Raw genomic sequence first — 13859 nt, forward strand, 5'->3', positions numbered from 1 at the left:
ACAAGGGCCTCGGCAGGGGCCTCCCTCCTCCGTACCCGGTGGGTGCCGGACCCCGGGAGGTCCGCGGGGGCAGGATCACGGGCAGACTTTCCGGCCGAACGTGTGCGGGGCGGCCCGGACTGCCCTTGCGGGCAAGGGAACTGCCCCCGGTGAGGCACCGGAGGACGTTTCCGAATGCGCGCTTCGCGCGTGAGGGTGGGAATGTTCCTGTCTCGTACCCCGAGGAGAGCAGAGCATGCCGTCCTACCTGTCGCCCGGCGTCTACGTCGAGGAGGTGGCCAGCGGCTCGCGCCCCATCGAGGGGGTGGGCACGTCGGTGGCGGCCTTCGTGGGCCTGGCCCCGACCGGTCCGCTGAACGAGCCGACGCTGGTGACCAACTGGACGCAGTACGTCGCGTCCTTCGGTGAGTTCACCGACGGGTACTACCTCGCGCACTCCGTCTACGGCTTCTTCAACAACGGCGGCACGGCGGCCTACGTCGTCCGTGTCGGCGGCACCCGGGAAGGCGCCGACACCGCCGTCAACGCGCCCGCCGCCGTCGGGAGTCCGGCCGCGCCGGCCGCGCTGCCGCCCGGCGAGGCCAAGCAGCTCGGCACCTTCACCGTGAGCGCGCTGGCCTCGGGTGACCTGAGCGTCGAGGTCGCCGACCCGGAGGGCGAGGGCCCGGCCGAGCGCTTCAAGCTGGTCGTCAAGGACGGCGGCAAGGCCGTCGAGACCTTCGACGTGACCGCGAAGAAGGGCGGCCGCAACTACGTCGTCACGCAGGTCAAGGAACGCTCCAAACTCATCACCGTGACCGAGGCCGCGCCCGCCGCGCAGCTGGCCCGTCCGGAGAACCAGACGGTGGCCCTCGTGGCCCCGACCCCCGCCCCGGCGTCCGCGTCCCCCGTCGCGGACGCCGGCTCCCACCCCGGCCCCGCCGAGTACCTCGGCGACTCGGCCGACCGCACCGGCTTCGGCGGCCTGGAGGCCGTCGACGAGGTGTCCATGGTGGCCGTGCCCGACCTGATGGCCGCCTACCAGCGCGGTGCGATCGACCTGGAGGCCGTCAAGGCCGTCCAGCTCGGCCTGATCGCGCACTGCGAGCTGATGGGCGACCGGGTCGCGGTCATCGACCCGCCGCCCAGTCTCAACGCCCGCCAGATCCGCGTCTGGCGCCAGGAGACGGCCGGCTACGACTCCAAGTACGCGGCCCTGTACTACCCCTGGATCAAGACCTTCGACCCGGCCTCCGGCCAGTCCCGGCTGATCCCGCCGTCCGGCCACGTGGCCGGCGTCTGGGCCCGCAACGACGCCGAGCGCGGTGTCCACAAGGCCCCCGCGAACGAGGTCATCCGGGGCGCGGTCGACCTGGAGCTCCAGATCACCCGCGGCGAGCAGGACCTGCTGAACCCCATCGGCGTGAACTGCATCCGGGCGTTCCCCGGCCGCGGCATCCGCATCTGGGGCGCGCGCACCCTGTCCTCCGACCCGGCCTGGCGCTACCTCAACATCCGCCGGTACTTCAACTACCTGGAGGAGTCGATCCTGATCGGCACCCAGTGGGTGGTCTTCGAGCCCAACGACCACAACCTCTGGGCCCGGATCCGGCGCAACATCTCCGCGTTCCTGGTCAACGAGTGGCGCAGCGGCGCCCTGTTCGGGCAGCGGCCCGAGGAGGCGTACTACGTCAAGTGCGACGAGGAGACCAACCCGCCGGAGTCGGTCGACGTCGGCCGCGTGATCTGCGAGATCGGCATCGCGCCGGTCAAGCCCGCCGAGTTCGTGATCTTCCGTCTTGCCCAGTTCTCCAGCGGCAGCGGCGAGCTCCAGGAGTAGCGGACCCCCGGGTCCCAACCCCCTTGTTTCCCAGGCATCTTGAGAAGAACGGGCAGTAACACATGAGTCTCCAGCCGGGTGACGCCCTCACATCGCACAATTTCGGCCTGCAGATCGACGGCGTGATGGTCGAGTACCTCGCCGAGGTCAGCGGCATGACGATGGAGCAGGACGTCATCACCTACCAGCAGAACACGCCGGACGGGAAGAACCACGTCCGCAACCTGCCGGGCGTGAAGAAGAACGGCACCTGCACGGTCGTCCGCGGTATGACCCAGTCCTCGTCGTTCACCCAGTGGATCAACGAGTCGATCAACGGCCAGATGGCCACGGCCCGCAAGAACGCCTCCATCATCATGATGGACTTCGAGAACAACCCGGTGAAGCGCTACAACCTGCGCAACGCCTGGTGCAGCAAGATCGACACCAGCACGGTCAAGGCGGGCGAGGCATCCGCGCTGACCGAGTCGGTGACCATCACGTTCGAAGAACTGGTCATCGAGTAATGAGGCGTTCGGCTGTCAGGGCCGGGGGAGTGGGGGCGCCACTCGGACCGGAGGAGCCGGCGCCCCAGGCCCCTCAGCAACCGGAGACGCCCGTCGAGGTGCTGCGCACGGAGTTCCCGTTCCAGCTGCCCCGCGGGTACGTCGACGAGCAGGGCACCGTCCACCGCGACGGCGTGATGCGCCTGTCGACGGCGCGGGACGAACTGATCCCGCTGCGGGACGTGCGCGTCCAGGAGAACCCCGCGTTCCTGTCGGTGGTGCTGCTCGGGCGGGTCATCACCCGGCTGGGCACGCTCGCCTTCGTCCACGACGGGGTCGTGGAGAACATGTTCGCCTCCGACCTGGCGTTCCTCCAGGACTTCTACCGCCAGATCAACGCGGAGGGCCACACCCGGGCCGCGGTCAACTGCCCGCACTGCTCGGAGCCCTTCGAGGTGGAACTCGGCGGGAGCCGCCTGGGGGAATCGTGACGTACGCGACCGACCGGTTGCACGAGGAGATCGCGTACGTCGCCTACCACTTCCACTGGAGCCTGGAGGACATCCTGGACCTGGAGCACGCCGACCGCCGCCGCTACACGGCGGAGATCGCGTCCCTGGTGACCCGGGCGGCCTCCGCAGGGGCGGAGGGCTGAGCGGTGGGGTTGTGGGATCGGATACGGGGGCGCGGGGCGGCGGCGACCGAGGCCGAGGTCGGTGTCGGTGTCGAGGCGCCGCGTCCTGTCGAGGCACCGCGTCCCGTGGTGGCGGCGGCCTGGTCCGGGCTGCCGCCGATTCAGCGTGCGCTGGGGACGGCGGGCGGGCCGGTCGCGGACCCGGGGTTCGGCGGCCGGCTGCCGACCTGGCAGAACCCGTCGTTCATGGGCATGCGCTCGCACGCGGTCCTGGACGGCGAGTCGAGCGCGGCCCTGTCCGGCGGCGGCCACACGGGGCCGACGCGCGCGGGGGCCGTGTCCGGCCTGGAACGCCCGGTGCAGAGGCTGCCGTTGTCGGGGCCGGTCGACGCGGCCGGTCCGACGGGAGCGGCGGGGCTGACGGGTTCGGCCGGTGGCCGGAGACCGGCGGTTCCGGCGGTGCCGCTGCGGGCGATACCGATGACACGGACGGCACGGACGGCCGGGGGCGGTGGGTCGGCTTCGGCTGCGGGGCCGGATGCGCCTGCGGGTGCGGGCGGGCCTCGGCACTCGGGTGGGCCTGCGAGGGCCGCACGGTCCGTGGGGGCCGCTGGACGTGCGGGGTCGGCCGGGTCTGTGGGATCCGCACCGTCGGCAGGGTCTGCGGGGTCCGCGCCGTCTGTGGTGTCGGCTGGGCCTGCGGGTTCGGCAGGCTCGGTGGGTTCGGCCGGTTCCGCCGGTTCGGGGCGAGTGACCGGTTCGGCGGCGCCGGCGGTGCAGCGGGTGCCGTTGGCGGGGCGGCGCGGTGGTGGTGCGGCCGTGCGGACGGCGGGGGCAGGAGCGGGAGCGGGAGCGGTACGGAGCGGGGGGAGTGCGCCGATACCGGCGACCCCGTCGGCCTCCTCGCCCCCGTCCACTGCGCCGAGGTCCTCGACCCCTTCGACCTCCTCGACTCCGTCCACTTCGCTGCTGTCCTCGACTCCGTCGGTCTCTTCGACCTCGTCCGCCCCGTCGACTTCCTCGGCTGCGGCGGCCCCGTCGATTTCGTCTGTCCCGTCGGCCGCGCCGACCTCCTCGGCCTCCGCAACCCCGTCGGCTTCCTCGGCTTCCTCCCTCAAGAGGGCCTCCGGGGACGGGCGGCCGGCGGTGCCCGCCGTGCAGCGGGCGGTTGCCTCGGTGGCCGTCGTTCCGGCGGCGGTGCCGGTGGCCTGGGCGCCGCAGTCGGCTCCGGTTGCGCCGGCTCCGGCCACCGGTCCGCGGGTCACGGCCGCACCTCCCGTCCCGCCTCGCCGCAGCGCGCTGACGCATGCGCCGGCGGGCACGTCGGTGACGGCCGTACAACGGCGGACGTTGCCGTCGGCGCCCAGGACGCTGGCGAGCGAGAGTGCGGTGCCGGCGTCGGGCGAGGGTGACCTAGCCGGGGGCGAGACGGCGGCGGACGGTGGCGTACAGCGAACGGTCGGGGCCGGGGATCCGGTGCCGGTGAGCGGCGGCTGGTCGTCGCCGCCGCGCGCTGGTGGCCGTACCTCCCCCGATACCGCCCCGCACGCCCCTGGGGCTGCGTCCGGAACGGCACCGGCCCCGGCACCCGCCGTCGTACAGCGGTCCGCGTCCGGTGGCCGTGGGACGGCATCGGCTCCCGCGTCTCCCAGGGCTACGGCACGTACGACACCACTGCATCCCCCTTCCACGCCTCCCGCGACACCCCCGGTATCCCCGACGCCCGCGCCGTCCGTCGGGTCCCCGGACCGCGGCGGGCCTTCCGGCATGTCCGGCGCCGGGGGGCAGACCCCGGTACAGCGACGGACGGCGAGCGGTGCCCCGGGCGGCCGCCCCGCGACACCCCCCGTACAGCGCCGTACGGCCACCGGCTCGGCCGCCCCGCACACCCCCGCTCCGGAAAGCGGTCGTACGGCGGAGAGCCCGGCACCTCGGCCCATGACCGGCACCACCACCGAAGCCGCCGCCGCTGCTCCGCCCACCGCCGGAACCGCGCCCTCTGCCGTGCCGCAGAGTGGGCGACCGTCGGCCTCCCCGGCCGCGGGCGGTGGCCGCGAGGCGCCCGTGCAGCGCCGGGTCACGGAGAGCGCGGCCGCCACCGACGCGGTGCCGATGCCCGAGCTCAACAGGGCCGTCCCGGAAGGTACGTCGACAGCGTCCCGGCCCTCGGCGCCGGCTCCCGGCTCCCCTCGCCCGGGCCTCGGCGCCCCCCTTACGGGTACCGCCGGAGCAGCTCCGGCGGGCGGCGGCAAGGCGGGCGAGGTGGGCGAGGCGGCTGTGCAACGTCGGCGGACGACGGAGGGGGCCTCGGTCCCCTCCTCCCCCGACGGACAGACACCGCCGCGTCCGCGTGAGCCGGGAGACGCCCAGTCCACCGGCCCGGCTACGACGGCCCGGCCTGCTTCGGCATCGGCATCAGCACCGGCACCGGCTCCCGCTCCCGTGCAGCGTGCCGCGACGACCACCCCCCGCGCACCCCGCCTCGGTCTCGGCGCCCCCATGACCGGCCCGGCCGCGAGTGCGGCTCCCGCGAGGCGCGCCGGTCGCGGGGCGCCCGTGCCGTCCGTGCAGCGGCAGCAGGCGTCGAGCGGTCCGGCAGACCGATCGGCCGCCGTCTCCCGCCCGGCGCCCGAAGCGCCCCGGCAGGAACCGTCGGCCACCGCATCAGACCTGCCGACGACGTCGGCCGAGCACGTCCGGCCCGCCCCCGCCGTCCCGGCGACACCGCCTCCAGCAGCACCGCCCCTCCCCGCCGCGACGGGCCCTTCGCCGCTGCCCCCCTTCGTACAGCGTGCCGCCACTCCCGCCGCTCCCGGCCTCGGCGGCCACCCGGCATCCGACCGCCACCGGCCGCAGCCTCCCCTGCCCGCGCCCGCCACCCCGTCCCTCGTCGGTCCGGCGGCGGCGCACCAGCCTCCCTTCGTGCAGCGAGCGGCGACTCCCGCCGCCTTGCCCGTCAAACCGAGCACCACCGCCGTCCCCCTGCGCCCCACCACCCCGATCTCCGCCACCGCCCCTCTCCCCGTGGCGCCCCTCAACCGCCCCACCGTCCAGCGCGACGCTCTCCCCACGAGCACCGTGAAGGAGACGCCGGTCACCGGCACCCGCCCCGAGGTCCCCGTGACCCGGGCCGAGCGGCAGCCGCCGCCTACCAACGACCCGCCACCCTCGTACTCCGGCTCTGCCTCCGGCTCCGGCTCGGGCTCCGGCTCGGGCTCGTCCTCCGACGATCCGCCCCCGGGATACAAGGCGGTCGAGGACGGCGGCTTCGACCCCCGCGCGCTCACCGAGTTCCAGGTGGACGCCCTGGTCCACCGGATCATCGACCGGATCACCCGCCACGTCCGCACCGAACTCCGCCGCGACCGCGAACGCGTGGGAAAGCTCCGCGACTTCCGCCCCTGATCACGACTGATCACGACGACAGCGCACCACTCCACAGAAAGGCCCCCGATGGACCGCCAGGACCCGGGAACCACAGTCTGGTTCAGCCTCTCCATCGACGGCGAGGACCTCGGTTACTTCAACGGGTGCGAGGGGCTGTCGTCGCAGGTGGAGATCGAGCAGCGGCAGGAGGGCGGCAACAACGGGTTCGTGTGGCAGCTGCCGACCCGTGTCACCTTCTCCCACATCCGGCTGACCCGCCCGCTCACCCCGGACACCTCGAAGGTCGCGAAGTGGATCTCGTCCGTGCAGACGGGGATCGAGCGGCCCACCGGGCAGATCACGGCGCTGCGCGCGGACGGCTCGGAGGTGGCCCGGTGGGGGCTGCTTGACGTGCTGCCGGTGAGCTGGCAGGGGCCCTCCCTGGACGCGGGCAACCCGTCCGTGGCCACGGAGGTCCTGGAGATCGCCCACCACGGATTCACGGACTGACGGAGAGGCGGACGGAGAGATCATGGCCAGGAGCAGCCGGGGCGCCGGCAAGAGCCTCGTGCGGGCCACCCTCGCGATTCACGAGCCGCCCGTGGGCACCAGCACCAGCCCGGGCGGCATCATCAAGACGTTCGGCTTCGAGTTCAACCCGGCGGAGCTGTCGATCGCCCGCCGGGCGGACTGGAAGTCGTCGGCGGCGCCGATCGAACGGGACGGCGCGCTGCCGGAGTTCCTCGGCACCCACCCGCGCGAGATGAGCGTGGAGATCTTCCTGGACCGGTCCGACGACCCGGACAGCAACGACGTGATGAAGAAGGTGGAGTCGTTGCTGGCCTGCTGCGAGGTCACCGGCAAGAGCATCGCCGCCAAGCAGCCGTCGCCGCCCTGGGTGGTGTTCCAGTGGGGCTCGTTCTCGACGGCCCACTTCACGGCGTACGTCGCCTCCGTCGATGTCTCCTACTCCCTGTTCGGGACGAGCGGGATGCCGATCCGGGCCAGCTGCCGGCTCCAGCTGCACGAGATCCCGAGCAAGACCGCGGGACAGAACCCGACGTCCGGCGCGCTCACCGCGCAGCGCGTACACCGGGTCGTGGCCGGGGACTCGTTGCAGTCGCTGGCCTGGCGGGAGTACGGCAACGCGGCCGCCTGGCGGGCGATCGCGGACGCCAACGGGATCGACGACCCGGGGTGGCTGCCCGCGGGGACGGAACTGGTGTTGCCGGCCGCCGAGGAGGTCCGGTCCTGATGGTGAAGCACGCTTTCTCGAACGTCATCAAGGTCGTCATCGGCGGCAAGGAGCTGACCGCGACCTCGGAGTACGGGCGGTATCTCGTCGACGCCCACGTGGACCAGGGCGTCGGGGTGCCGGCCGCCTTCCAGCTGACCTTCCGCGACCCGTCCCGCAAGCTGCTGGGCAAGCTGGGCGTCCAGTTCGGCACCCCGGTGGTGATCACGCCGGTCTCCGACGGCCAGGGCACCGGCGACCCGCTGCTCACCGGTGAGGTCACGGGGATGGAGGCCGAGTACGACGGCACCGGCAGCTACGCGGTGGTCCGGGGCTACGACTACGGGTTCCGGCTGATGCGGCAGCGCCGCGTCGTCGCCTACCGCAACCAGACCGCCTCCGACATCGCCCGCAAGCTGGCCGCGCAGGACGGCGTGCCGGTCGGGCGGATCCAGGCCACCAAGACCGTCTACGAGTTCATCAGCCAGTCGAACGTCAGCGACTGGGACTTCCTGGCCCGGCTCGCCGACGAGAACGAGATGGTCATGTCGGTGGACGCGGACGGCAAGTTCCAGTTCGTGAAGCAGAAGAGCGCCTCGGGAGCGCCCTCGCCCCGGACCGACGGCGACAAGAGCCCGTTCGTGCTGGAGGCCGGGCACGACATCCTGCGGCTGCGCACCGCGGTCACCGCCTCCGACCAGGTGAACAAGGTCGAGTCGCGGGGCTGGGACGTACGGACGAAGAAGACGCTCACGGCGACCGTGACCCCCGCGAGCAACACCGGCTACAGCATCGGCACCACCCCGGGTGCCGCGGCCGGAGAGTTCAAGACGTCGAAGCTGGTCGAGACGCGTACGCCGTACGACAAGCAGTCCGAGGTGAAGTACGCGGCCGACGCCCTCTCCGACGACGTCACCTCGACGTTCGCCGAGGTGGAGGTGGTCGTGCGGGGCAATCCGAAGCTGCGGCCGGGGGTTCCGGTGGCGCTCGCGGACGTCGGGGACCCCTTCGAGGGCAAGTACACGGTCACCTCGGTACGGCACGTTTTCGGCGACGCCAAGCACTACGAGACCTGGGTGACGGTCAGCGGCCGCCAGTGGCGGTCCCTCTACGGCGTGGCCTCGGGCGGTGCCTCGGACGCCGCTGCCGACCGGCAGCCCAGCGTGGCGCAGGCCCTGGTCACCGACGTACAGGATCCGCTCCAGCAGGGGCGGGTGAAGATCAAGTTCCCGTGGCTGGACGACACCTACGTCAGCGACTGGACCCGGACCGTGCAGTGGGGCGGGGTGCGCGGCGGCGGGGTCTTCCCGATGGACGTCGGTGACGAGGTGCTCGTCGCCTTCGACCGGGGCGCCCTCGACCACGCGTACGTCATCGGCGGCCTCTACAACGGCAAGGACAAGCCGACCCGGGTCAAGGACGTGCCGCTGCACGACGGCATGCGCGGCCGGGCCACCCGGCACACCGTCTCGGACCGGGTCGGCAACCGGATGGACCTGCTCGACCAGCGGGGCCGTAAACAGGGCGTCCGGCTGGCCAGCGGCGACGGCAAACTCACCGTCTTCCTCGACCGGCAGCAGACCGAGATCACCGTGGACAGCAAGGGCAGCGTCTCCATCAAGGGCAGCAGGTCGGTGTCGGTCGAGGCCGGCGCCAACCTGTCCCTGAAGGCGGGGGGCGCGCTCAGCCTCCGGAGCGGGGGACCGCTGTCCATCCAGAGCGCGGAACTCGTCGACATCAAGGCGCCCGCCGGCGCGGTCTCCGTGAACGCCTCCGCCGTGAACGTGATGGCGAACGCTGCCCTGTCGCTGCGCGGCAACGCTGCCGTCGCGATCAGCTCCCTGGCCACGGTGGCGATCCAGGCCCCCGAGGTGCCGGTGCTGGGCAACCTGATGATGGGCGGCCTGACGGTGATGGTGATCCCGGCATGAGCGGGCGGCAGGACTTCCCGGACGGGCGGGTGCGGGGCTGATGGCAGAGCAGTTCGTCGGCTCCGGCTGGTCGTTCCCGTTGCGGATCGGGCCCACCGGCGGCATCGCGCTGGTCAGCGGCGAGAAGGAGGTGGAGGAGGCCATCCGCCTCATCCTCTCCACGGCCCCGGGTGAACGCCCGATGCGGCCGGAGTTCGGCTGCGCCATCCACGACCTCGTCTTCGCCCCGGTCAACGAGCAGACCGCCGGCCGTATCCAGCACGAGGTGTACGCCAGCCTCGACCGCTGGGAGCCCCGGATCGAGGTCGAGGACGTCGAGGTGACCACCGGCGCCGACCCGAGCGTGCTGATGATCGACGTCCGCTACTCGATCCGCGGCACCAACAACCCGCGCAGCCTGGTGTTCCCCTTCTACGTCATCCCCTCCCACGACGAGCCGGACCTGCCTCCCGCCTCCCCGGACTCCTCCGAAAGCGACCGCTGATCCCGATGGCCCTGCCCTCCCCGAACCTCGACGACCGCCGCTTCCAGCAGTTCGTCGACGACGCCAAGCGTTACATCCAGCAGCGCGCCCCGGAGTGGACCGACCACAACGTCTCCGACCCCGGCATCACGCTGGTGGAGACGGTCGCGCACATGGCCGACCAGATCGTGTACCGCCTCAACCGGGTTCCGGAGAAGAACCATCTGGCCTTCCTGGACCTGGTCGGCATCACGCTGTTCCCGCCGTCCGCCGCCCGTACGGACGTGACGTTCTGGCTGTCGGCGGCCCAGGAGGAGGCGGTGCCGGTACCGGTCGGCACCGAGGTGGCGACCCGCCGTACCGAGACGCAGGAGGCGGTGGTCTTCGCGACCGAGCGCGAACTGGCCATCGTGCCGAGCGAGTTGCGCCACCTGCTGCGGCAGCAGCAGGGTTCGGCCGTCGTCGACCTCACCCATGAACTCGCCGAGGGCAAGGACCTGTTGTGCTTCACCGAGTCCCCGAACCCCGGTGACTGCATGCTGCTCGGCCTCTCCGCCGCCGTCCCGCACTGCGCGGTCGCCCTGGACCTGGACAGCCGGGTCGACGGTGTCGGCGTGGACCCGCGGCAGCCACCGCTGGTGTGGGAGGCGTGGACGGAGGACGGCTGGCGGGAGTGCGAGGTCGACCGGGACGGCACGGGTGGCCTCAACCGCCCCGGCGAGGTCGTGCTGCACGTCCCCGGCGGTCACGTCCTGTCCCGCAACGGCGGCCTGGAGGCCAGCTGGCTGCGCTGCCGGGTCACCGAGCCGCGTGCCGACCAGCCCTTCTACACCACCTCCCCGACGGTCCGGTTCGTCGAGGCCTGCACGGTGGGCGGCACGACCGGCGCCGTGCACGCGGAGACCGTGGAGGACGAGGCCCTCGGCGAGTCGACGGGCCTGCCCGGCCAGCGCCTGCGGCTCGCCCATGCCCCCGTCGTCGGGGACACCCCGCCGCTGCTCCTGCAGACCGCCGAGCACGACGGCGAGGGCGGCTGGGTGGACTGGCAGGTCGTCCCGCACTTCGCGGCCTCGGGACCGGAGGACCGGCACCTCACCCTCGACGCGACGACCGGCGAGATCGCCTTCGGGCCCGCGGTCCGCGAACCGGACGGCTCGCTGCGCCAGTACGGCACGGTGGCCCCGAAGGGCGCGGTCATCCGGGCCCGCCGCTACCGTACGGGCGGCGGCCGGGACGGCAACGTGGCCCGGGGGGCCGTACAGATCCTGCGCTCCTCCATCCCGTACGTCGCGGAGGTCGTCAACCGGGAGGCCGCGCGCGGCGGAGTGGACGGCGAGACGGTCGCCGAGGCGAAGGTCCGCGCCCCGATCACGCTCCGCGCCCAGGAGCGGGCGGTGACCCTGCGCGACTACGAGGAGCTGGCCCGCCGCGCCGCCCCCGAGACGGCCCGGATCACCTGCCTGGAGGGCGAGGAGGGCGAACACGGGTCGTACGCGGTACGGGTGCTGGTGGTGCCGCAGGCGGTTCCGGACCCCGGCGGCCGGCTGCGCTTCGAGCAACTCGTCCCCGGCGACGCCCTGTTGGACCGCATCACCCGCTACCTGGACGAACGCCGGCTGATCGGGACCCGGTTGGCGGTCGGGCCGCCCTTCTACCAGGGCGTCACGGTCGTCGCCACCGTCCACGCCTTCCGCGGTGTGGACGTCGACCGGGTCCGCCGCCAGGCCCACGACGCCCTCTACCGCCACCTGGACCCGCTGACCGGCGGCGCGGACGGCAAGGGCTGGCCGTTCGGGCGCCCGGTGCAGTCGGGCGAGGTCTTCGCGGTGCTGCAGCGCGTCCCCGGGATCGAGCTGGTCGACGAGGTCGTGCTGCACCCCGCCGACCCGCTGACCGGCAAGCGCGGCGACCCGACCGACCGTATCGACCTGGACGCCCCGTCCCTGGTCTTCTCCTACGACCACCGGGTCCGGGTGATCGGCGAATGACCGTCAACGACTCCACAGGAGGCGTCCGTTGAGAGGCTCCATCGACGGCCTCGGCTCCTCCGTCCCCATCGGCGCGATGCTCCCGGCGGTCTTCGCCGACGACGACCTGGCGCTGCGCTTCGTCGCCGGCCTGGACGACGTGATCGCCCCGATCCCGAACGTCCTCGACTGCCTGCCCAGCTACTTCGACCCGGCCCTGGCCCCGCTGGACTTCGCGGAATGGCTCGGCACCTGGGTCGGCGCGGAGACCGACGGCACGGAAGCGGAACCCCTGCTCCGGGCGGCCGTGGCGGCGGCCGCCTACCTGCACCGCATCCGGGGCACCCGCCTCGGCCTGTCCGAGGCGGTCCGGCTGGCCTTCGGCGTGACACCGGAGATCACGGAGAGCGGCGGCGCCGACTGGAACGCCCGCCCACTGGGCCCCTTCCCGGGCGCACCCCGCCCCGGCCTGCACGTCCACCTCGCGCTGCCCTCCCCCACCCCGGCCGACGAGGTTCGCCTGGAACACCTCGTGGCGGCCGCCCGCCCCGCTCACATGCCCTACACGGTCCAGGTGACCGCTTCCTCTTCGTCCGCCGAAAGGACCCCGCAGCGATGACGACCAACCGGAACTGCACGGAGTGCGGCACGGTCGCCGAACCGGGCCAGTCCTTCTGCGACGCCTGCGGCTCGGTACTGAGCTGGGCGGCCAACGGCGCCGAGCCCCAACAACAGCAGGCGCCCACCCCCGACCCGACACCGGCTCCGGCCGCCCCGGGCTGGGACGCGTTCACCCGCAGAGACGGCGGCTCGGGCCTGCCCCAAACCCAACGCGGCGACCTACTGGGAACGACCACTGCAGCGCCCCCTCAGGGGCGCGGGGCTGAATCGGATGTGCGGCTACCGCCGCGTGAGCGCGCTCAGCCCCCACTGAGCGGCACCACACCCACGGCCGAAACCACCCCCCTTCCTGCCCCCACCCCCGCTCCACAAGCTGCCGCCGCCGACACCCCCGCCCCGCCCCCGCAGGGACCCGCCGAAGGCGACCACGACCGGGCCCGCCGCCTGCTCATCCCCGTGACGGACCCCAACCCGCCCACCCCGCCACCCCCTTCCGTCACCCCCGTCCTCCCCGGCCGCCCCACCCCGCAACGCCCCCAGTCCGTCCGCGCCCCCGGCGAGGACCTCGGCGCCCACGGCGGCACCCCCTGCCCCTGGTGCGCCACCCCCAACCGCCCCGACCGTCACTTCTGCACCCGCTGCGCCATGCCCATGGCCGGTCACGGCCACGCCGCGCCTTCGGCCTCCCGCCCCTGGTGGCGCCGTATCTTCGACTTCCGCAACCGGGAGACCCCCTGGGCCGGCGACCGCCCCCGGCTGCGCCGTGCCTTCGACCGCGTGCTGACCTGGATCGGCGCGGCCGTCGTCATCGCGCTCGTCACGGTCCTGGCGTTCAACATCCCGAACGCGGTGAGTGCCACCCGCGACCACTTCGCCAAGCGCTCGCTGGTCCCCCCGGACCGGATCAGCGCGTCCCGCTCGTACGCCGGCCACAAGCCGGACCTCCTCTTCGACGAGCTGAACAACACCTGGTGGGGCCCCGGTGTGGTCCAGGGCGGCGTGGGCGAGTGGATCGAGGCGCGCTTCGACGAACCGGCCTCCCTGCTGAACGTCGTCATCTCCTCCGGCGAGTCGAAACGCTTCGACCAGCTGAAGAAGTCGGCCCTGCCGCACCGGATGAAGGCGACCGTCAAGACGTCGGACGGCAAGACGGTGACCCGGGAGATCACCCTCGACCAGACGGCCGGCGGCCAGACCCGGGACTTCCGCGTGAAGAACGTCATCTCGGTCCGCTTCACGATCGAGTCGTCGTACCAGGCGTCGGGGGCCACCCAGGTGGCCATCGCCGAAATAGAGTTCTTCGGCCCGTCGAGCGCGAACTCCTCCTGAGCACGCCGGG

Annotated in this window: 13 protein-coding genes; 12 read left to right on the top strand and 1 reads right to left on the bottom strand. The window is 72.9% G+C overall.

Translation table 11 applies throughout. The annotated features are described in order from the left end of the window. Positions 1-235 precede the first annotated feature (235 nt). The 4 genes from ACGFZQ_RS31885 to ACGFZQ_RS31900 all read left to right on the top strand — a co-directional run bounded on the left by ACGFZQ_RS31885 (position 236) and on the right by ACGFZQ_RS31900 (position 2959). Complete coding sequence (locus ACGFZQ_RS31885; RefSeq protein ID WP_351738436.1) at positions 236-1819, top strand: phage tail sheath subtilisin-like domain-containing protein; 1584 nt, start codon at positions 236-238, stop codon at positions 1817-1819. 62 nt (positions 1820-1881) lie between these two features. Continuing rightward, positions 1882-2325: a phage tail protein gene (locus ACGFZQ_RS31890; RefSeq protein WP_351494137.1), complete on the top strand. Its 444-nt coding sequence runs from the start codon at positions 1882-1884 to the stop codon at positions 2323-2325. Further along, positions 2325-2795, top strand: a complete 471-nt coding sequence (locus ACGFZQ_RS31895; protein WP_393843223.1) for a hypothetical protein — start codon at positions 2325-2327, stop codon at positions 2793-2795. The genes ACGFZQ_RS31890 and ACGFZQ_RS31895 overlap by 1 nt, the downstream gene beginning before the upstream one ends. Beyond that, entirely contained in the window at positions 2792-2959 is a 168-nt protein-coding gene (locus ACGFZQ_RS31900) for a DUF6760 family protein (protein WP_351316879.1), read from the top strand. Before ACGFZQ_RS31895 ends, ACGFZQ_RS31900 begins: the two co-directional genes overlap by 4 nt. A gap of 140 nt (positions 2960-3099) precedes the next feature. On the opposite strand, the gene ACGFZQ_RS31905 is transcribed toward ACGFZQ_RS31900, so the two are convergent. Then, positions 3100-4203, bottom strand: a complete 1104-nt coding sequence (locus ACGFZQ_RS31905) for a hypothetical protein (RefSeq protein ID WP_393843224.1) — start codon at positions 4201-4203, stop codon at positions 3100-3102. A 1657-nt stretch (positions 4204-5860) separates the two neighbouring features. Between ACGFZQ_RS31905 and ACGFZQ_RS31910 the strand changes: the two genes are divergently transcribed. Genes ACGFZQ_RS31910 through ACGFZQ_RS31945 form a run of 8 tightly spaced genes read left to right on the top strand, consistent with a single transcriptional unit; the run spans position 5861 to position 13849 of the window. Continuing rightward, positions 5861-6343, top strand: a complete 483-nt coding sequence (locus tag ACGFZQ_RS31910; protein ID WP_393843225.1) for a hypothetical protein — start codon at positions 5861-5863, stop codon at positions 6341-6343. Between the two features lie 48 nt (positions 6344-6391). Further along, positions 6392-6814 carry a phage tail protein gene (locus ACGFZQ_RS31915; protein WP_093500599.1) on the top strand — a complete coding sequence of 141 codons (423 nt, stop codon included), beginning with the start codon at positions 6392-6394 and terminating at the stop codon, positions 6812-6814. A gap of 22 nt (positions 6815-6836) precedes the next feature. Further along, positions 6837-7559 (top strand): LysM peptidoglycan-binding domain-containing protein, encoded by a 723-nt coding sequence (locus tag ACGFZQ_RS31920; RefSeq protein WP_382534505.1) that lies wholly within the window; start codon positions 6837-6839, stop codon positions 7557-7559. After that, positions 7559-9469 carry a VgrG-related protein gene (locus ACGFZQ_RS31925; protein ID WP_393843226.1) on the top strand — a complete coding sequence of 637 codons (1911 nt, stop codon included), beginning with the start codon at positions 7559-7561 and terminating at the stop codon, positions 9467-9469. Before ACGFZQ_RS31920 ends, ACGFZQ_RS31925 begins: the two co-directional genes overlap by 1 nt. A gap of 40 nt (positions 9470-9509) precedes the next feature. Further along, positions 9510-9953: a GPW/gp25 family protein gene (locus ACGFZQ_RS31930; RefSeq protein WP_351738448.1), complete on the top strand. Its 444-nt coding sequence runs from the start codon at positions 9510-9512 to the stop codon at positions 9951-9953. 5 nt (positions 9954-9958) lie between these two features. Next, a complete protein-coding gene (locus ACGFZQ_RS31935) occupies positions 9959-11920 on the top strand; it encodes a putative baseplate assembly protein (protein WP_382534510.1) in 1962 nt (653 codons plus the stop codon). 28 nt (positions 11921-11948) lie between these two features. Then, complete coding sequence (locus tag ACGFZQ_RS31940; protein ID WP_351738454.1) at positions 11949-12518, top strand: phage tail protein; 570 nt, start codon at positions 11949-11951, stop codon at positions 12516-12518. Continuing rightward, complete coding sequence (locus tag ACGFZQ_RS31945; protein WP_393843227.1) at positions 12515-13849, top strand: zinc ribbon domain-containing protein; 1335 nt, start codon at positions 12515-12517, stop codon at positions 13847-13849. The genes ACGFZQ_RS31940 and ACGFZQ_RS31945 overlap by 4 nt, the downstream gene beginning before the upstream one ends. The last annotated feature ends 10 nt before the right edge of the window (positions 13850-13859 follow it).

It is taken from the genome of Streptomyces sp. NPDC048254, assembly GCF_043201895.1.
GTDB lineage: Bacteria > Actinomycetota > Actinomycetes > Streptomycetales > Streptomycetaceae > Streptomyces.

What these genes read in the sequence shown, in the direction of transcription:
- ACGFZQ_RS31925 (WP_393843226.1), top strand. Translation starts at nt 7,559, where the DNA reads ATGGTGAAGCACGCTTTCTCGAACGTCATCAAGGTCGTCATCGGCGGC.
- ACGFZQ_RS31890 (WP_351494137.1), top strand. Translation starts at nt 1,882, where the DNA reads ATGAGTCTCCAGCCGGGTGACGCCCTCACATCGCACAATTTCGGCCTG.
- ACGFZQ_RS31920 (WP_382534505.1), top strand. Translation starts at nt 6,837, where the DNA reads ATGGCCAGGAGCAGCCGGGGCGCCGGCAAGAGCCTCGTGCGGGCCACC.
- ACGFZQ_RS31895 (WP_393843223.1), top strand. Translation starts at nt 2,325, where the DNA reads ATGAGGCGTTCGGCTGTCAGGGCCGGGGGAGTGGGGGCGCCACTCGGA.
- ACGFZQ_RS31930 (WP_351738448.1), top strand. Translation starts at nt 9,510, where the DNA reads ATGGCAGAGCAGTTCGTCGGCTCCGGCTGGTCGTTCCCGTTGCGGATC.
- ACGFZQ_RS31945 (WP_393843227.1), top strand. Translation starts at nt 12,515, where the DNA reads ATGACGACCAACCGGAACTGCACGGAGTGCGGCACGGTCGCCGAACCG.
- ACGFZQ_RS31915 (WP_093500599.1), top strand. Translation starts at nt 6,392, where the DNA reads ATGGACCGCCAGGACCCGGGAACCACAGTCTGGTTCAGCCTCTCCATC.
- ACGFZQ_RS31935 (WP_382534510.1), top strand. Translation starts at nt 9,959, where the DNA reads ATGGCCCTGCCCTCCCCGAACCTCGACGACCGCCGCTTCCAGCAGTTC.
- ACGFZQ_RS31885 (WP_351738436.1), top strand. Translation starts at nt 236, where the DNA reads ATGCCGTCCTACCTGTCGCCCGGCGTCTACGTCGAGGAGGTGGCCAGC.